This window comes from Methylobacterium sp. OAE515 (genome assembly GCF_041806315.1).
GTDB classification, from domain to species: Bacteria; Pseudomonadota; Alphaproteobacteria; order Rhizobiales; family Beijerinckiaceae; genus Methylobacterium; species Methylobacterium tardum.
This window is the reverse complement of sequence record NZ_JBGMUV010000001.1, coordinates 4,484,924-4,501,403: the sequence shown is the minus strand read 5'-3', so window position 1 is coordinate 4,501,403 and position 16,480 is coordinate 4,484,924. Positions and strand designations below refer to the sequence as shown.

Annotated in this window: 17 protein-coding genes; 15 read left to right on the top strand and 2 right to left on the bottom strand. The window is 68.5% G+C overall.

Annotated elements, in window-relative coordinates:
* The first annotated feature begins 79 nt into the window (after nt 1–79).
* From ABIE45_RS21860 to ABIE45_RS21840, 5 genes are read left to right on the top strand one after another with little or no spacing between them, the layout of a single operon-like run.
* Nucleotides 80–2,023 (top strand): hypothetical protein, encoded by a 1,944-nt coding sequence (locus ABIE45_RS21860; RefSeq protein ID WP_373622531.1) that lies wholly within the window; start codon nt 80–82, stop codon nt 2,021–2,023.
* A 3-nt stretch (nt 2,024–2,026) separates the two neighbouring features.
* Entirely contained in the window at nt 2,027–2,608 is a 582-nt protein-coding gene (locus ABIE45_RS21855) for a hypothetical protein (protein ID WP_192708352.1), read from the top strand.
* Nucleotides 2,578–2,982: a hypothetical protein gene (locus ABIE45_RS21850; protein ID WP_373622530.1), complete on the top strand. Its 405-nt coding sequence runs from the start codon at nt 2,578–2,580 to the stop codon at nt 2,980–2,982. Before ABIE45_RS21855 ends, ABIE45_RS21850 begins: the two co-directional genes overlap by 31 nt.
* Nucleotides 2,982–4,445, top strand: a complete 1,464-nt coding sequence (locus ABIE45_RS21845) for a hypothetical protein (RefSeq protein ID WP_192708353.1) — start codon at nt 2,982–2,984, stop codon at nt 4,443–4,445. The genes ABIE45_RS21850 and ABIE45_RS21845 overlap by 1 nt, the downstream gene beginning before the upstream one ends.
* Nucleotides 4,446–4,458: 13 nt before the next feature.
* Entirely contained in the window at nt 4,459–5,151 is a 693-nt protein-coding gene (locus ABIE45_RS21840) for a hypothetical protein (protein WP_192708354.1), read from the top strand.
* A 210-nt stretch (nt 5,152–5,361) separates the two neighbouring features.
* On the opposite strand, the gene ABIE45_RS21835 is transcribed toward ABIE45_RS21840, so the two are convergent.
* On the bottom strand, nt 5,362–6,741 hold the full coding sequence (locus ABIE45_RS21835; protein ID WP_192708355.1) for a hypothetical protein: 1,380 nt from the start codon (nt 6,739–6,741) through the stop codon (nt 5,362–5,364).
* Between the two features lie 14 nt (nt 6,742–6,755).
* The gene (locus tag ABIE45_RS21830; protein WP_192708356.1) at nt 6,756–8,057 is read right to left on the bottom strand and encodes a tetratricopeptide repeat protein; all 1,302 of its coding nucleotides are present in this window, start codon (nt 8,055–8,057) and stop codon (nt 6,756–6,758) included.
* A gap of 619 nt (nt 8,058–8,676) precedes the next feature.
* On the opposite strand from ABIE45_RS21830, the gene ABIE45_RS21825 reads away from it, so the two are divergent.
* The 10 genes from ABIE45_RS21825 (at nt 8,677) to ABIE45_RS21780 (ending at nt 16,288) form a co-directional block, all read left to right on the top strand.
* Nucleotides 8,677–10,086 carry a hypothetical protein gene (locus tag ABIE45_RS21825; protein ID WP_192708357.1) on the top strand — a complete coding sequence of 470 codons (1,410 nt, stop codon included), beginning with the start codon at nt 8,677–8,679 and terminating at the stop codon, nt 10,084–10,086.
* On the top strand, nt 10,083–10,433 hold the full coding sequence (locus ABIE45_RS21820) for a hypothetical protein (RefSeq protein ID WP_192708358.1): 351 nt from the start codon (nt 10,083–10,085) through the stop codon (nt 10,431–10,433). The genes ABIE45_RS21825 and ABIE45_RS21820 overlap by 4 nt, the downstream gene beginning before the upstream one ends.
* On the top strand, nt 10,433–10,909 hold the full coding sequence (locus ABIE45_RS21815) for a hypothetical protein (RefSeq protein ID WP_192708359.1): 477 nt from the start codon (nt 10,433–10,435) through the stop codon (nt 10,907–10,909). Before ABIE45_RS21820 ends, ABIE45_RS21815 begins: the two co-directional genes overlap by 1 nt.
* Nucleotides 10,910–11,018: 109 nt before the next feature.
* On the top strand, nt 11,019–12,338 hold the full coding sequence (locus ABIE45_RS21810; RefSeq protein ID WP_192708360.1) for a hypothetical protein: 1,320 nt from the start codon (nt 11,019–11,021) through the stop codon (nt 12,336–12,338).
* 35 nt (nt 12,339–12,373) lie between these two features.
* Complete coding sequence (locus tag ABIE45_RS21805) at nt 12,374–12,988, top strand: lysozyme (protein WP_192708361.1); 615 nt, start codon at nt 12,374–12,376, stop codon at nt 12,986–12,988.
* 2 nt (nt 12,989–12,990) lie between these two features.
* Nucleotides 12,991–13,401 (top strand): 3TM-type holin, encoded by a 411-nt coding sequence (locus ABIE45_RS21800; RefSeq protein ID WP_192708362.1) that lies wholly within the window; start codon nt 12,991–12,993, stop codon nt 13,399–13,401.
* A gap of 90 nt (nt 13,402–13,491) precedes the next feature.
* Nucleotides 13,492–13,830, top strand: coding sequence for a hypothetical protein (locus ABIE45_RS21795; protein ID WP_192708363.1), 339 nt, complete (start codon nt 13,492–13,494; stop codon nt 13,828–13,830).
* 263 nt (nt 13,831–14,093) lie between these two features.
* Complete coding sequence (locus ABIE45_RS21790; RefSeq protein WP_373622529.1) at nt 14,094–14,285, top strand: hypothetical protein; 192 nt, start codon at nt 14,094–14,096, stop codon at nt 14,283–14,285.
* 4 nt (nt 14,286–14,289) lie between these two features.
* Entirely contained in the window at nt 14,290–14,775 is a 486-nt protein-coding gene (locus ABIE45_RS21785; protein ID WP_373622528.1) for a hypothetical protein, read from the top strand.
* A gap of 223 nt (nt 14,776–14,998) precedes the next feature.
* Nucleotides 14,999–16,288 (top strand): PIN domain-containing protein, encoded by a 1,290-nt coding sequence (locus ABIE45_RS21780; protein WP_192708365.1) that lies wholly within the window; start codon nt 14,999–15,001, stop codon nt 16,286–16,288.
* Nucleotides 16,289–16,480: the final 192 nt, after the last annotated feature.

The window sequence follows — 16,480 nt, the reverse complement described above, 5'->3', positions numbered from 1 at the left end:
GGGCGCGGCCGCCGGCTCGAACACCGCCGGCGCCGCTGTCCGCACCGGCCTGTCGGCCACCACCGGCGCGGTCTCGGGCGTGGCCGCCCAGATCCCGTCGCTCAACACGCTGCTCGCCGCCTTCCTCGGCTTCGAGGCCGCCAAGCTGGTGTTCGACAGCGTCGCCGCCTCGATCGAGGCCGCGCGCGCGCACATCGCCGAGTTCGTCCGGATCGGCCGGGAAGCCGAGAAGGCGGGCGTGGGCACCGGCTTCTTCCAGCGCGCCACCCTGGACGCGGAGAAGTTCGGCCTCACCGTCGAGCAGGTGGTCGCCGCGCTCCAGCACGCCCGGGCCGCGAGCGAGCTCCGGATCGGCGAGGGCAAGGACGGCACGAACGCCGCGGCGATCGACGCGCGGCTCACCCAGAACGTCCGCGCCGGCAACCTCTCGGCCGCCGACAAGGCCGGCTTCGACGCCGCCGGCACCCAGGAGGAGAAGATCAAGGTCATGCTCGACCTGATCGACAAGCTCCGGGCCGACCAGCGCGACCTCGCGGCCTTCGATCTCGCCGGCCACTTCTTCGGACCGGATTTCGAGCGGCAGCTGCGCAGCGGCGTCGACCTGACCAACCAGCTGCGCGAGACCCTCGACAGCACCAGCACGACGGTCGCGGGCGTGCGCATCGTCGGCGAGGACGAGGTCGAGCGCGCCCGGCTGCTCGACGCCAAGGCGAAGGACATCGCCGACACCTTCGCCAGCGCGCTCGCGCCGATCCAGCGCGACATCTCGAACGCGGTGCTCGACACCTACCAGGCCTTCCTCGACGTCGAGCGGGTGATCGCCCGCGTCGTGCAGATCGCCGTGAACCTCTACGAGACCGTCGCCGGCATGGTCGGCAAGGTGTGCGAGCTGGTCGGGTCGATCCCGGGGATCGGCAAGATGCTCACGGCGGGCAACCCGCTCACTTTCCTCCAGGAGGCCGGCCGCGCCACCGGCCTGGTCGATCCGGAGACGCAGGGGCCGCCGGCGCCGCTGGCCGTCAAGGTCCGGCCGAAGGGGCCCGACCGCTCGGCGGTGCTGCCGGCGCTGCACGCGCACAAGGGGCGGGGCGGATCCGAGGCCGAGAGCCTCGACGCGGTCGAGACCCTGGTCAAGCAGCTGGAGAAGGCCCGCGACACCGCGAAGGCCGAGCTGGACACCGTCGGCAAGACGAATGTCGAGCGCGAGAAGGCGGTGGCTCTGGCCAAGGCCGAGGCCGCCGCCCGGGAGGATGCCAAGCGCGGCAAGCGCGCGAACCCGCTCCTCGACGAGGACGAGCGCAGCCGAGTCCTGTCGGCCGCCGAGGCCATGCAACACTACCGGGACGCCACCGAGAACGCCCAGCAGGCCCTGCGCCAGAGCGCCGAAGCGGCCCGGTTCTTCGCGCAGGCCGCCGCCGACGGTCTCACGGAGGCCATCGTGAACGGCAAGTCCTTCGCCTCGGTGCTGAGCGACATCGCCAAGCAGCTGGAGCGCTCGATGCTCTCAGGGCTCCTGACCGGCACCGGTCCGCTCGCCGGCCTGCTCGGCACCGCGCCGCTGGCGAGCGCCGGGCCGAACGCCACCGGAGGGCTCCTGGGCAACCTGTTCGGCGGCCTCGGCGGCGCAGGAAACGGTAGGGCGCTTCCGGAGCCGCCCGCGTCGGGCGCGACCCTCGGCCTGGCCGGCGGCTCGCCGCTAGGCCTGCTCGGCACGCTGTTCGGCGGCCTGTTCCGGGCCAATGGCGGCCCGGTCGCCGCCGGCCAGCCGGTCACGGTCGGCGAGATGGGCCGCGAGCTGTTCGTGCCGCAGACCAACGGCACGATCGTTCCGATCGCCCCCGGCACCGCGTCCGGCCCGCAGAGCGTCGACAACAGCCGGAGCTACACGATCGACGCGCGCGGGGCGCAGGCCGGCGTCGCCGAGCAGATCACCGCGGCGCTCGGCGCCTACGACCGCGGCCTGAGCCGCACCCTCGCGGCGCGCAGCGCCGTCGCCAGCCGGCGCTACGGCACGGGGCGCTGATCCGTGCCGATCTTCGACGCGGCCGGGGCGGCCGCGCTCGCCGGCGCGACCATCACGGCCGAGATCCTGGCGGTCTTCGACTTCCGCGACCGGCCGCAGCGCGTCCATGCCGGGTTCGGCACGCTCCGGGCCGGGGGCCAGACCTGGCAGGGCCTGGGGGGCCTCGGCGCCGTCTCCGACATCGAGAGCCCGGTCGGCGGCCTCGCCCCGCTCGTCACCTTCACCCTCTCGGGCGTCGGGCCCGCGATCGCCGCCGACGTCGTCGATGCCCGCGCGCAGGTGAAGGGCCGGGATTGCGCGGTCTATCTGCAGCTCTACGGCGCGGACCTCGCGCCGCTCGGCGGGCCCTACACCCTCTACCGCGGCGTCATGGACCGCCTGACCCACACGGCCGCCGGGCCCGACAGCTGGACCGCCCAGCTCACCGCCGAGACCCGGTTCTCCCGCCGGGGCCTGCCGCCCTTCGGCAACCTCACCCACGCCGACCAGCAGCGCCGCCATCCCGGCGACGACGGCCTGTTCGACATCGCCCAGATGGTCAACCGGAGGCGCCCGTGGAATCCCGAGATCCCCGAGAAGAGCTGAGCGTCTTCCTGCGCGCCATGGCCCGAGCCGACTTCGCCTGGGGCCTCTGCGACTGCGCCCTGACCATGGCCGACTGGTGCCGCCGCGCCCGCGGGATCGACCCGGCCGCGCCCCTGCGCGGACGCTACCGCACGGCGCGCGCCGCGGCGCGTCTAGTCCGCCGCCGCGGCGGGTTCGAGGCCGCGGTCTGCGCGCTGATGGACGCGGCCGGATTCGTCCGGACCGACGCGCCGCGCCCCGGCGATGTCGGAATCGTCGCGCACCCGGAGGTCGGTCCCGCCTGCGCGATCCGCTGCGCGCTGGGCTGGGCCGTGAAGGGGCAAGCCGGCGTGGCGCTCGGCGCCTTCCCGACCCGCGCGGCCTGGCGCCTCTGATGCCGGCCGCGATCGGCGTCGCGATCCTGGGCGAGGTCGGGCTCGATGCCATCATCGGCTCGACCATCGCGGGCGTCTCCGCCGAGACGCTCGTGGGCTACGCCGCCCTGACGGTGGGCACGATCGGCCTGCAATACGGCGCCCAGGCGCTGCTCGGCGGCGAGAAGCGCGCCGACCATCAGATCACCGTTCGCCAGGCGGTGGCGCCGCGCCGCCGCGTCCTCGGCCAGGCCAAGCTCGGCGGCGTGATCTTCGCCCTGGACACCCTGAAGTACAACGACACCAACAAGGTCCTGTACCGCGGCGCGGTCCATTGCGTCGGGCCGGTCGCGATCCTGCAATACTGGCTCGGCGACGTGAAGACCGGCCTCGCCTCAGGCCCCGGCGGCAGCGTCCCGGACAGCGTCTATCAGGGCAAGGTCGTGATCGAGGGCCATGCCGGCACCGACGACCAGCCGGCCTCGTCCGCCCTGCTGAAGCTGCCCTACTGGAGCGCGAGCAAGCGCTTGGCCGGCCTGTGCTACAGCGTCGTGGTCGCCACGCCGCTCAAGAAGGGCAGCCAGATCTTCCCCGAGGGCGCGCCGGACGTGCGCCTGCTGGTCGCCGGGGCGCCCTCCTACGATCCCCGCTCGGGCAACTATGCCTACACCGACAACGCCGCGATCGTCCTGCTCGACTACCTGACGCACGCGAGCGGCTACGGCCTGGCGTTGGCCGAGATCGACCTCGCCAGCTTCGCCGCCCTGGCCGATGTCTGCGACGAGCCGGTGGCGCTGGTCGTGCCGGACCCGAACGGCGCGACCGCCGAGATGCGCTACCGGTCCTGGGGCGCCTACGATTACACCGAGGCTCGCGCCGAGGTGCTGGCCCGGCTGCTGGCGGCCTGCGACGGCGAGCTGATCCAGGATGCCGATGGCCGGGTGGCGGTGCGCGGCGGGCGCTGGCAGGCGCCGGTCGTCACCATCACGGAGGCGATGATCCTAGGCTGGGACCAGCTCGAGGAGGGCGACGAGGCCTACAGCAGCTTCAACCGGATCAAGCACACCTACACCTCGCCCTGGCACGATTATCAGCCGACCGAGGGCGATCCGTGGGACGATCCGGCCGCGCAGGCGCTCCAGGGCGTGATCGAGACCGAGAAGAGCTTCGTGCGCGCGCCGTCGCACAGCCAGTCCCGGCGGCTCGCCCGGATCGCCATGGCCAAGGGCAACCCGCGTTTCCGGCTCAGCGGCCTGCGCCTGTCGCCGGCCGGGCTCCCGGCCTACGGCGAGCCGACCGTGTGGCTCGACCTGCCGTCCTTCGGGATCGCCGCGAGCTTCGCGGTGATGCGCGGCACGCTGGCGATGGCCGGCAAGGCGCTCACCGGCGTGACCCTGGACCTGATCAGCCTCGACGCCTCGGCCTATGCCTGGGATCCGGCCTGGGAAGGGCAGCGCCCGCCGATGCCCGACACGTGGAATTGAGGCGCGCGACGGCATGGCCGATCCGCTGCCCTGGCCGGGGCTGCTCGCGCCGTCCGCCGAGGAGTGGTCTCTGCGCGGCGGCACGCGCTCCGGCGGCCAGACCTTCCTGGGCCACGAGCAGGTCGTGGCCTCGCCCACCGCCCGGTGGAAGGCCGCGCTGACCGTTCCGTGCCTCACGCCGGCGCAGGTCCTGGCCCTGCGCCGGGTGATCGCGCTGGGGCGCACCACGACCTGGCTGATCGGCCCCTACGAGCACCCGCGCGCGCCCTGGAACCGCGACTTCGTCGGCAACGCGCTCACCTACCGGCAGCGGATCACGCATCCGGAGCTGGAGACGGGCGACACGGCGTCCGGGCTCGCCTTCCGGACCGCCGGCACCGCGTCGCTCGGATCGGCCGTCTTCGACGTGCAGCGGGTCCGGGGCGGCGTGCTGGAGCCCGGGATGATGCTCTCGCTCGGCGCCCGCCTGCACACGATCGTCGACCTGCCGGGCGGCGAGCTCGCCAACCCCGGCCGGCAGGGCCCGCCCGGAATCCTGGCGGTGGCCGTGCGCCCCTGGCTGCGCGACACCTATCCGGCCGGCACGGCGATCGAGTTCGGGGCGCCGGTGGGCACGATGCGCCTGGCCAGCGACGACACGGCTGCCATGAGCCTCCAGCTCGCGCGCACCGGCACCGTGCAGATCGAGTTCGTTGAGGCGTTCTAGGGGGTCAGGGTCCGATCCGCTGGACTATGGCAGCAGCTGCTCTCGACCCGACGCGGTCGCCCGGACCATCGCTGGCGCTCCTTCAAAGCGGCCGTTCGTCAGTCGACTGGCAACTTTGGTTGATAATCAGGATCGTTCGTACAGCACAGATTCCTCCTAGGTTTGACTTACGGTCGCTCAATCCACTCATTAACCAATCCGCTTAGCGGCTTAAAAATCGGACGTAGAGACGCCAGCCCCCGCTCTCACTGGCGCTGCAGCAGGCACGCCTTCCGCTGTTCCCTCGCCCTTCTTGAGCGCATTCGGAAGGGCGCCTTGGCGCATCATGCGTTGCTCGGCTGATCCCATCGCCCGCCCAACCGCGTCGGCGTCTGCCGCCCAGCGCTGGCTCCAGGCGACAGCCACGACCTGCATCTTCGCTTTGGACCAGGGATGCTCGCCGCGCCACGACAGGATCTCGGTGGCTCCCCTTAGCTGAAGATCGCCAGACTGAGCTCTGACCTCTTGGTCGAAGGCGTCAAGGTTGTAACTCTGGGACGAGCCGTCACTCTTTCCCCGCCTTTCGTAATCGTCACGGCGTTTTTCATTCGCCAGAACCCTCTCGCTGACAAACCGCTGGATGGCTGCTACGGCCGCCAAGTTCGCTCGGCTTTGATCGGCCGGCATCAGGCTGGACTGGGGCGCCACGCCGAAGCCGACGACGACCCGCTCCCCGTTCTCGTCCGTGAAGACCCGCGCCCCCATTGTGTAGGCCAACCAGTCCGGATTTTCGGCTTTGATCGCTTCGAATTGTTGCCGGATGGGCGCTTGGGGCGCCTCCCTCTGGATCGTCAGCGTGGGATTCCAGATGGTCTCCGCGACTCCTGCAAGCTTCGGTGTCCAAATCAGGCCGGTGAGGACATTGTACCTGCCCTCATCCTGTTGGCTTGGCCCCTCGCACTGGACGACGGTGAAGGCGCCGGATGCGAACATCTCCGCGCTGCGCTCGATGCTTTGATTGACCCGCAGTTGCTCGGTCGTGATCGCCTCGCGCTTCTGGGCCTCGGTCCCCCCTGACCATTTGGGATCGAACTTCTTGATCTCGGCATCGAGGGCCTTGTCCGTGAGGACTAGGGACTTGTCGACGATCGAGAGCTGATCGACGACCGGCCGCAGGGATGGCGGCGCGTCGTCTCCGCCCAACAGTTTGGCGGTCAACGACCGGTTCGACCGTATCGTCGTGCGCATCGCCTCAGCCAGCGACTTCCGGGCGCTGAGCTCGGCATAGGTGAAGGCCACGTCCCGGGCGGCGAGCCAATTGCGTGACCCCACCGTCTCTCGCAAAGAGGCTTGGCTGTGGGCGACGTAGACGAAGTACCCGTTCTTCTTCTCGTTCTTGCCGTCCTCGAGCTTCTCCTTCGCCTTCCAATCGGCCCAGCATTGTTCGACCGACGCGGGCTGCGCGCCGGCCGACGGGTGCGCTCCGCCGTTGAGCGCCGCCGCCGCTTCCGCATCGCCCTGGGGCGCGCTCGTTTGGGCCAGGGCCGCGGCGCTGACACCCAGGCAGAGGGCGGCGGTCGCGCCGAAGGAACCAAGACGCTTCGCGTTCATCACCATCTCCTTGCTCAGCGCCGACCGATACCCCCGAGGGCACCGCCTACGAGTCCCATGAAGGCACGGGCCGCCTGTTCATTCTGAAGTCGCTGCTGCTCGGCCTGCCGCTGGCCTTCCATCAGGCGGTCCACCGCCTCGGATGCCTCGCGATGGCCCAGGCCTGCGGCCCGTTTGAACAAACGGTAGGCTTCGTCTTGGCCCACCCCCTCGACGCGGCCCTTCGAGATCATTGTCGCCAAGCTGACCATGGCATCGGGATCCCCCAGGTTGGCCCCCTGCCGAAAGCTCGCGAGGGCGCCAGTTAGATCGTTGCGGCCGACTCGGGTATCGAGGAGCGCCCAACCGTAATTGTCGTAGGCAGCGCGGTAGTTCTGCCGCATCAGGACCTGCAGCAGCGGCAATGCCTTCCTCGGATCCGACGCTTGGTAGGCCCGGGCTAGCTGGTAGCGGTAACGGCGCTCTTCCGGGTACTGTCGGGCAGCGATCTCACAAGCCTCAACCGCTTGGCCACCCGCACCCCTCAGGACCTCCCAGGCCACTCCGGGCGTGGTCTTGGGCCGATCAGGATCATAAGGCCCCGCGGCGGCTTGGTCGCACAGCTCCCCAGCCCGGGCGATCTTGGCTTGCCGCTGCGCCTCGGCCTCCCGCTGGGCGGCCTCCCATTGTACCCGTTCGACAGCCTCGCGCTTCGCCCGCTCGACGCTCTGGCGCCACTCCGTCACTACCTTCCGGTCGACGATCAGAAGCTTGTCGCCGGTCCGCGGGTGGAAGCCGGAATTGTCGAAGAATTCGTAGTTCGATCCCTCGCGCCAGTACCAAACCCGCGGCTGGCCGGTGACGGGATCGAACCAAGCGACAGTCATCGGATCAACAGGCTTGGCGGGTCGCTGCTGCCGGGCGGCGCGCTCTTGCTCCTCCTTCCGGACCGTCTGCGACTTCGGTACGCAGACTGTCACCTCGGACTTGATCGAGAGAGAACCGCCCGCCTCCGTCGTCTTCCGATTTTCTTCGAGGATCTTCACACGCACGAAGCCGGCGAGATTCGTCTGCTCCAGTTGCTTGAAGCGTTGCTCGGCATCGCTATTTACAATCTCCGCGCGATTTTCGCGCGACGACTTCACCTCGACGCCCACAATTTGGCTGATGGCGAGCTGGTTCGTTCGGTCTAGTGCCCGCTTTCGCGCCGCATCCATCTCGGACCAATTTCCGAAGTCTTCGTCGACACTGACTGGAACAGTCTGTTGGCGGGCGCAGTCGCTGTCGTCGTAGGCTAGGGCCGGCGAAACGAGCAGGAGCGTCGCAGCGAAGCCCATCGGCACTAGAGCGCCATGAAGCTGCCTAACCGAAGTTTTGGAGATAGCGAATAGTACGGCCACTTGGCCAGCCCGATGCCTGCCTCGGGGGTGCAGTCGGCTGTCCAAAGCATCAAAGGACGTAGCCGACTCCGCCCGCGCTCCGACTCTCCCACGCCACATGCCGCGCTCGTTGCATTCAATTTCGCTCTCTCATCACTTCCAGATCGGCGTTGCGCCGTCCAGTGAATGACATGACGAAACCGGAAGTTTGCCCAAATCCAGTTTGGGTAACCTGAACGACGATTAGCGATTCTGTAGAGGGTGCCGTAAGTCCCGTACCTATGCGGTCCAGCTACGGCGTCGGGCCTTCGGCACGGGGCCGGGCACGCGCGGGGCATCCACGTCTGCTTCGATGCCTGTCCGCTCTGAAGCGGACCGACTGAAAGCCACCCTGAGCAGCCCTTCACACGTTCAAGCGGATTGCGTTTCGACACGAGAGCCATCCCCGGCCGTGTCGCGCGCAACTCCAAGCCTTCATCTCACTCTTCGTCTCAGTCTTCAGCACGCCGCACGCCCTAACGCCGAGGACGCCTCGGCTTCGGCGAATCGCGCGCGCGCGTCAGATCAAGAGGCCAGCATGGCACTTCCTCGACCGATCACGGGCAACACGGCCGCGACGCTTAGCAGCATTGTGGCGCTCTGCGACGCCGTCGATCCGCTCACGCAGGACGTCGCCGATCTGCAGGCACAGATCGCGGCGGAGATCGCCGCGCGCCAGGGCGCCGTCGCGGCCGCGTCGCGCGCGCTCGACGCGCAGATCCAGGCGGCCGCCATCACGGCGAATCAGACGGTCTACGCGGAAGCCGGCTACCGGGTCGCGCACATCAATCAGGCGGTCGCGTCCGTCACCGCGGCCTGCACCGCGCTGGTCCAGGCCGAAGCGGAGGCGCGGATCGCCGGCGACGCGGACGCGGTGGAGGCCGTCGCCGCCGTGCGCGCGCGGCTCGACGGGCTGTCGCGGCGGCTGGCCGCCGCCGAGGCCGACACGGTGGCGGCGCGGCGCGCGGCGGCGATCGGCACCGCCCGGCCGGGCGAGACCCTCGCCGCCTTCAACCGGGCCGCGGCGCCGGAGGCTCTGGCCGGGCCGCGCGCCGCCCTGGCACCGCTCGGGCCGGAGGATGTCACGCCCTCGGATGCGGGCCCGGTGGCCTGCCTCATTGGGGCCGGCGCGCTGGGCATGCGCCGCGCGGTCGCGATCGAGGAGGGGCGGCTCTACCGCCTGCGCGCCGTGATCCGCCGCGTGGTCGACACCCCCGATCCGTCGGGGGACGCGGTCCGCGCCGTGATCGTCGCCCTCGACCAGTCGCTGGCGCTCCTGCCCGGGGCCGACGGCATCGCGGTCGGCCGCGCGTTCCCGGCGCTGACAGTCGCGGACGGGCGGCAGGCCGTCGAGGTGCTGTTCGCGCGCACCCTCGGCCTCGGCGGCGCGCTGACCCTGTCGCCGCGGGCCCGCTTCGCGGTCGGCGCCGTCGTGACCTACGGCGACGCGGCGACCACGGCGGTCGAGGTGCTCGACGTCGCGGACGTGACCGGCCAGTTCCTGCAGGACGCCCCCACCGCGGCATTCGAGGGCCGGCTCGCCGCGCTCGAGCATGGCGACCTGCCCGCGCGCCTCGCCGTGGTCGAGCGCGCGGTCGGCACGCCGCTCACCGTCTCCTTCGGCTCGAAGGGCGACGCGCAGGCCGGCGCGATCCCGGAATCGGCGCAGCTCGTCGCGCTCCTGGGCCGCGCCCATGCGGGCGACGGCGGCGCCGGGCTGTACCTGCGGGCGGCGGGCCCCGTCGCCACCGGCGCCGACGCCTTCACGTCCCACGGGGCGAGTTTCGTGCGCGTGCCGATCCCGGCCGACCTCGCCGCGGCTGTCATCGACGCCGGGTGGCAGGCGTGGCTCTCCGGCCTGCCCAGGACGCGGCCGACCGAGCCCGGCGTGACCTGGTTCAACGGCGGCGTGCCGACCGTGACCGTCGCCCGCCCGGTGGTCCCATGAACCCGGCCCGGTACGATCTCCGCCTGCGCCGGGGCGACACGCCGCTGCTGATGCTGCGGCTGTGGGCGCTGGATCCGGTGACGCGGCAAGCCGTGCTGCTGCCGAGCGAGACCGTGAGCCTCGCCTGGCGCATCGACTGGCCGGGCGGCGCGCGCACCCTGCGGAGCCTGCCGGGCGGCGGCCTGAAGGTCGACGCGCGGACCGGCCTCGTCGCCTACCCGATCGCGAGCGCCGATCTCACCGATCTCGGCGACCGGATCGTGGCGTTCCGCGTCCAGACGGTAACGGAGGACGGCCGCGTGGAGACGTTCCTCGAAGGCACCCTGGCCCAGGAGGGCGAACCCTGATGGCCGACATCCTGCCCCTGGCGGCCCTGACCTCGGAATCCGCGCCGTCTGGCGGATCGCGCCCGGCCGGCCTGCGCCCGGGCCTCCAGCCCTGCATCGTCGAGGTGGTCGTCCTGCAGCCGCTCGGCTCGGCCGAGGCGGCGATCCAGGCCGCGCGGGCGGAGGTGGCGCGGCTGCTCGCCGACGTCGCCCTGACCGGCGTGCCGACCACGCCGACGCCGGCCACGGACGCCGAGTCCCGGCAGATCGCGAACGCCGCGATGGTGCAGGCGGTCGCGCGCGCCGTGCTGGAGCGCGCCCTCGAGGCGGTCCCCGCGATCGCCCGCGCGCAGGCCAAGGCCGCCATCGCCGAGCTGCTGACCACACCGCATGTCCTGACCGGCCTGATCGCGGCCGCCAAGCCCGACACGCCTGAGACGCCCTACCTGTCCGGCGGCCTCCTCGCCGTGACGCCCCCGGCGGCGACCGGCCCGTAGCCGTCCGCCCGAGCCTCCTTCACCAGCCCCCTGCACCCGCCCATCGCGACCGGCGCCCCCGTCTCGGGCCGCCGGCGCCCGGCCGCACGCCCGAACGAGGACCGTCCGCATGCCCGCCATCCTCGACCCCGCGCCACAGCTCGACCGCATCGCGCTGACCGGCGAGGACGCCTCGACCGGCCCGATCTCGAAGATGTCGGCCCGGGCGCTCGGCACGCCGGCCCTCCTCGTGCTGGAGGAGATCATCCGCCTGCACGGCTATCACGGGCGGATGTTCGGCGTGACCGGCAACGGCACGACCGACGACACCAGGGCGCTCCAGAATGCCTGCACGACCGTCAAGGCGCTGGGTGGCGTGGCCGACGGCACCGGCAAGTCGTGGTCGTTTCCGGCGCTGAAGCTGTCGGGCAACATCAAGGTCACGGCGCCGATCCTCCCGACCCACGCGATGGAGGGCGTCGGCCTCGCGCGGCTGTTCACCCCCGACCGGACGATCGCGATCCTCGACGGGCGCCCCGCCAGCGATCCGGGGAAGTTCGGCTTTACGCGGCTGCGGCTGCGCGACCTCAACTTCCAGGGCGGCCTGCACGGCGTCTGCGTCGGCAACCCGAACATCGACGAGGGCCTGTTCGACATCCTGGGCTGTTCCTTCGCCGACACCGCGGATTACGCGGTGGACGCCGTCCAGGCCTATTCCACGAGCCTGCACCTCGAGCGCCCGCGCTTCGTGCGCTGCAACGGCGACGTGCGGACCGAGACGGACATCACCACCATCATCGGCGGCTGGAGCCAGCCGCTCGCCGACAACTTTACGGCCGACCGCGCCGTCTACTGCATGAACCACACCGTCAACGGCCAGTCGCGCTACTTCCAGAGGCTCACCCTGATCGGATGGGCGGGCATTCCCGTCCTCGGCCAGAAGGCCGACGGATCGAGCGGCTGGATCGCCGACACGCGCTGGGTCGACGTGCGCGGCAGCTTCGCCGCGTTGGGTTGCCGGTTCGGCGGCGAGGAGGGCGGGCTGCCGATCTGCCACCACTTCACGGTGGCGAATTCCGACGCGAGCGGCAACGCGGATTTCGGCTATGCGCGCGGCGGCTCGATCGCGATCCGCGACTGCTGGACCTATGTCGGCCTCGCGGCGCGCCCGGACGCGGCGGCCATCGTCCTGCGCGGCGAGGCGCCGACCTCGATCGTGTGGGAGGGCAACACCGGGCCGCTCACCAGCCCGATCGTCCTCAACCCCGGCGGCGGGCGCGGCATCGCCGATCCGGCGGCCTACTTCGCCGCGTGGCGCGCAGCGACCGGCAAGCCCGACGAGAAGCCGTTCTTCGACTGGCGCATCAGCGACAGCAACGCCCGCGCCGTCGCGATGGTGCCGGACGCGTTCAAGCCGCTGGTGCGCGGCCCGGTCCGGCTGTTCCCGTAGGCCGATCCCGTTCCCCCGACACCTGAGGCCCGGCCATGGATCTCTCACCCCTCGGGCGGGCGGCGCTAGCCGCGCGCGAAGGCTGCCGGCTGCGCGCCTACCGCGACAGCGTCGGCGTTTGGACCATCGGCCGGGGCCACACGAGCGCAGCCGGGCCGCCCGCCGTCAGTGAGGGCCTGTGCCTGACGCAAGGCGAGGCCGATACGCTGTTCGCCGCCGATCTCGGGCCCTACGTCGCGGCCGTGCGCGCCGCGCTCGCCAAGCCGGTGCCGCAGCCGTTCTTCGACGCCTGCTGCTCGCTCTGCTTCAACATCGGCGAAGCGAACTTCGCGCATTCCAGCGTCGTGCGGCTCGCCAATGCCGGCGACCTGGCGCGGGCGGTCGAGGCGTTCCTGCTGTGGGACCGGCCGGCCGCGATCCTCGCGCGCCGGCAGGGCGAGCGCGACCAGGCGGCGCTGCCCGCCTACGGCGCGGTCTACGCCCGCCGGGGCGATCCCGCGCCGGTGCAAGCGGCGGCCGACCCGGCGCCGACCGCGCCGCCGCGGCCCGACCCACTCGCGCCGATGACGGGCGCGCCACCCGTCGAGCCGGAATCCTGGTGGCTGCGCCTGCGCGACGCGATCCGCTCCAACATGCAGGAGGGTCTCTAGCCATGGGGTTCCTCGCCATCCTCCCGGCCCTGCTCGGCGCCGTCGGTCCGATCCTGGCGAAGGTGCTGCCCGACGGAGGCCAGCGCCTGCAGGTGCAGCTGGAGCTCCAGAAGGCCCTGATCGAGCAGCAGGGCGACCTCGGCCGGGCCATGGCCGAGGTGATGAAGGCCGATGCCGGCTCGGAGAGCCCGCTCGCCCGCAACGCCCGGCCGATCACGGTGCTGTGGGCGCTGGCGATGATCACCTGGGTCGGCGTGATCTCACCGATGATCGGGCTTCACGTCGAGGTGGTGAGCGCGCTCAAGGGCGTGCCGGCGGAGCTGTGGTCGCTACTCACCGTCGGGATCGGCGCCTACATGCTGGCGCGCTCGGTCGACAAGATCGTGCCGCAGGTGGTTGGGCCGAAAGGGTGAGATCCCGGCGGCACCTGCGCCGTGACGGACGAGATCCCGGCCCGAGCCCGCGCGATGCGGGCCGCCGGCGGCGGGCGGAAGAGCGGATCCATGGCCGACCATCTGCCCGAATGGATCGGGCGCCTGATCGAGCGGGTCGAGGCCACGGGCCGGCAGATGGACGTGCTCGGCGGCAAGCTCGACCGGATGGACGAGAAGCTGGAGGGCGTGGCCTACCGGCGCGACATCGAGCTGTTCGTGGCGCGCGACGAGATCGAGCGGCGGATCGACAAGGCGGTGGACGGGGCGAAGGCGGAGGCCGCGAAGGGGCTGGCCGAGGTCAACGGGCAGGTCCGGACGCTGTACCGGATCGGCTGGGGACTGGCCTCGGCGGCGCTGCTGGCGTTCGGGGGGATCGTGCTGGCGAAGGTCGGGCTGGCGCCGCACTGAGCGGCGCCTATCAGGAGGCGCACCGGCGCTGCGGACGGACAGGTCCATCCCTGCAGGTCGGCGACCGATTCGTGCCCGGCCGTGCCGTGGTAGCGGTAAAGCTTGACGGGCCTTGGCCTTTTCCGAAACGCTCCACAGCGATCCACCGCGATCTCCGGACTCCTTAAACTGGCGGTTGAACCACCTTCCTCCCTGCGCTTTGTTCTGCATCTGTTCCGCAAGGGGTCCGAACCGTGATGCACACTCAGCCGCACGAGCCGCCTGTGGACATTCGCCTCACCGAGGCTGAGGCCATTGCGCTGCATTACTATCGAGCCGCGCACCGGGACGGCTGGTCCGCCCTGGTTCAGGCCATCGCCGACGCGCTCGCCGACCTTGATGCGGTCGAGCGGCACGCCGCCGAGCAGGGTCGGCTCGTCTCCCACGGCTACGCGCGCGGCCGTCTAAACGGGTGACGCGATGCAGACGCTCGGCGACATCGCCGGTGATCGGCTGGCCGTCGATTGCGCCACCTGCCGCCGCCACGGAAGCTACCGCCTGGACGGTCTGATGGCCCGGTTCGGGCCGGAGATCGCGACGCTCGACCTCCTGCGGGCGCTCACCGCCACCTGCCGCCACCAGCGCGGGCCTGGCGCCAAGGTCACACGCAAATACGAGAGCCACTGCCTCGCCGCGCTTCGGCTGCCGAAAGCCGTGAGCCTGGGGGCACCGGTCTCGCCCCGCACCCCGTCGCCATTGAGGTTTGGGACGAGGGCGGCCACGTCGAGCTGCGCCTCGGCGTCATCTACCCGCTTGACGGCGCGCTCGCGGCGTTCGAGGCTATTCAAGATGCTTACTCGCAAAACGAGATTAAGCTCTGACAGGCCTGCAGAGTGCTGCGCAAGCGTGAGCGGCCTGATGCGCCGGCTCGTGCAGACGCCGACACGAGATATGTTCAATACTTGAATGACAAAGAAGTGTCCGAAACGCACATGGCAGAAAAATTGTGCTGCAGCGAAATCCACTTTTTGGATTCAGTCTGCGATATTTCGGCGCGTTCGTATACGACCCAAGACGAACAATAAAATTTCACAATTGTCATCCTCCATTAATTCAAGTTAATATGGAAAATTTATCCGCCGGCTTCACCAGACACTGCAAATAAAATAACGCAAGGCAGAAATTAAGTATGCGCAATGAATTTTTGGAGCATTATGTTCCATCTGAAACCGAATTCGCCGAGATGTGGACAAATGGTCTGATAATATTTGATACGAATTCGCTCTTAAGGCTGTTTCGGTATCGCGAAACAACCGTACAGCAAATTTTCGAAATCTTAGAGGCAATTCCCAGTCGCATTTGGTGTCCATATCAGATCGCCTGGGAATACCAACGCAACCGCTTTACAAAAATTCAGGAAGCCGAAAGTTCGTTTCAAGCAGCAATGAAGGACTTTGAGACTGCTCATACCGCTTCGAGCAATCGTCTCCGAGGGTTACAAGATTTTGGCATACATCCGAAGCTACGGCTTGACGGAAAGGTTGCCGAATTATCAAAGTTCGTCGAAGACAGTATCACCGACATCCGCAAAGAATACAGCGAAAGTCCTTTAGCGGACTATTTCAATCAGATCCATGACAGACTTGGTCGATTTTATATTGGGAAGCTCGGCTCAGAACCTTCTCCTGAAGTTCTTGATAGAAGGATCGAGGAAGCTAGGCAGAGAACGGCAGCCGGAGCTCCGCCAGGCTTTATAGATGCAAAAGAAAAACAGAAAGACAAGAGCAATCCGGATCGCTCTGTGTTTGGTGATGTGCTGCTCTGGTTCGAGATCCTTGAGTATGCAACAACAAATAAAAAAGATGTCATTTTCGTCACCGAAGATAATAAAGAAGACTGGTGGAAGAAAGAGAACGGAAAAACAATAGGTGCACTGCCAGAACTCAGACGAGAATACCGAAAGAACACAGGACGGTCGATATATTTCTATAACGTATCTCGTTTTCTGGAAAACGCTAAAAAATACCTAAAAATTAACGTCTCAGAAGAAAGTGTAGCTGACGCAAAGAAAAACGCCGTGGAATTAATTCCTCTCAGCATGATAACGTCAGGGCCGGAGTTCTTAGTCGATATTGGAAATAAACAATTTCCGCGGAGGTATTACGAGGCACCCGAACATCAGTATGAATTGCGGCGCTTCCACGCTCTAGATGATCGCCGGAGATCTCTCCAAGGTGAAATTGAACGGCTGAGCATGGGCATTCCAGGCGCTCGGTCTAGATTAATGCAATTTCCGATCGAAGAAAGACGCGCGTCGCCGGCTGATATGAAACCAGACGTTCGACGAGCACATACAACTTATTTGGATATACGTGAGCGTATCAAGCACCTTGAGAACGAGTTGCAACGGGTTTACGCCGACATGGGCGTTGAGTCTTCTATTGCCGAGAAAATATCGAACACTCGCCTAAAATCATGAGACGGTGCTCTGCGCGCTCCGCATCGGTATGCTGCATCTTGAACACGCTCGGCTCAGCTGGACGGTCGGTCCCTACGTCGGCCGAAGCTGACATTGTAGGGCCGGCACAAGGTTAAACCCATCTGCTTTTCGCTGAGAAGCTCAATGTAGAGCTCGGCCAAGATCATCGCGTCTAGGGCCTGTCGTCGCCTG

What these genes read in the sequence shown, in the direction of transcription:
- ABIE45_RS21845 (WP_192708353.1), top strand. Translation starts at nt 2,982, where the DNA reads ATGCCGGCCGCGATCGGCGTCGCGATCCTGGGCGAGGTCGGGCTCGAT.
- ABIE45_RS21840 (WP_192708354.1), top strand. Translation starts at nt 4,459, where the DNA reads ATGGCCGATCCGCTGCCCTGGCCGGGGCTGCTCGCGCCGTCCGCCGAG.
- ABIE45_RS21835 (WP_192708355.1), bottom strand. Translation starts at nt 6,741, where the DNA reads ATGAACGCGAAGCGTCTTGGTTCCTTCGGCGCGACCGCCGCCCTCTGC.
- ABIE45_RS21830 (WP_192708356.1), bottom strand. Translation starts at nt 8,057, where the DNA reads ATGGGCTTCGCTGCGACGCTCCTGCTCGTTTCGCCGGCCCTAGCCTAC.
- ABIE45_RS21825 (WP_192708357.1), top strand. Translation starts at nt 8,677, where the DNA reads ATGGCACTTCCTCGACCGATCACGGGCAACACGGCCGCGACGCTTAGC.
- ABIE45_RS21820 (WP_192708358.1), top strand. Translation starts at nt 10,083, where the DNA reads ATGAACCCGGCCCGGTACGATCTCCGCCTGCGCCGGGGCGACACGCCG.
- ABIE45_RS21815 (WP_192708359.1), top strand. Translation starts at nt 10,433, where the DNA reads ATGGCCGACATCCTGCCCCTGGCGGCCCTGACCTCGGAATCCGCGCCG.
- ABIE45_RS21810 (WP_192708360.1), top strand. Translation starts at nt 11,019, where the DNA reads ATGCCCGCCATCCTCGACCCCGCGCCACAGCTCGACCGCATCGCGCTG.
- ABIE45_RS21805 (WP_192708361.1), top strand. Translation starts at nt 12,374, where the DNA reads ATGGATCTCTCACCCCTCGGGCGGGCGGCGCTAGCCGCGCGCGAAGGC.
- ABIE45_RS21800 (WP_192708362.1), top strand. Translation starts at nt 12,991, where the DNA reads ATGGGGTTCCTCGCCATCCTCCCGGCCCTGCTCGGCGCCGTCGGTCCG.
- ABIE45_RS21795 (WP_192708363.1), top strand. Translation starts at nt 13,492, where the DNA reads ATGGCCGACCATCTGCCCGAATGGATCGGGCGCCTGATCGAGCGGGTC.
- ABIE45_RS21785 (WP_373622528.1), top strand. Translation starts at nt 14,290, where the DNA reads ATGCAGACGCTCGGCGACATCGCCGGTGATCGGCTGGCCGTCGATTGC.
- ABIE45_RS21780 (WP_192708365.1), top strand. Translation starts at nt 14,999, where the DNA reads ATGCGCAATGAATTTTTGGAGCATTATGTTCCATCTGAAACCGAATTC.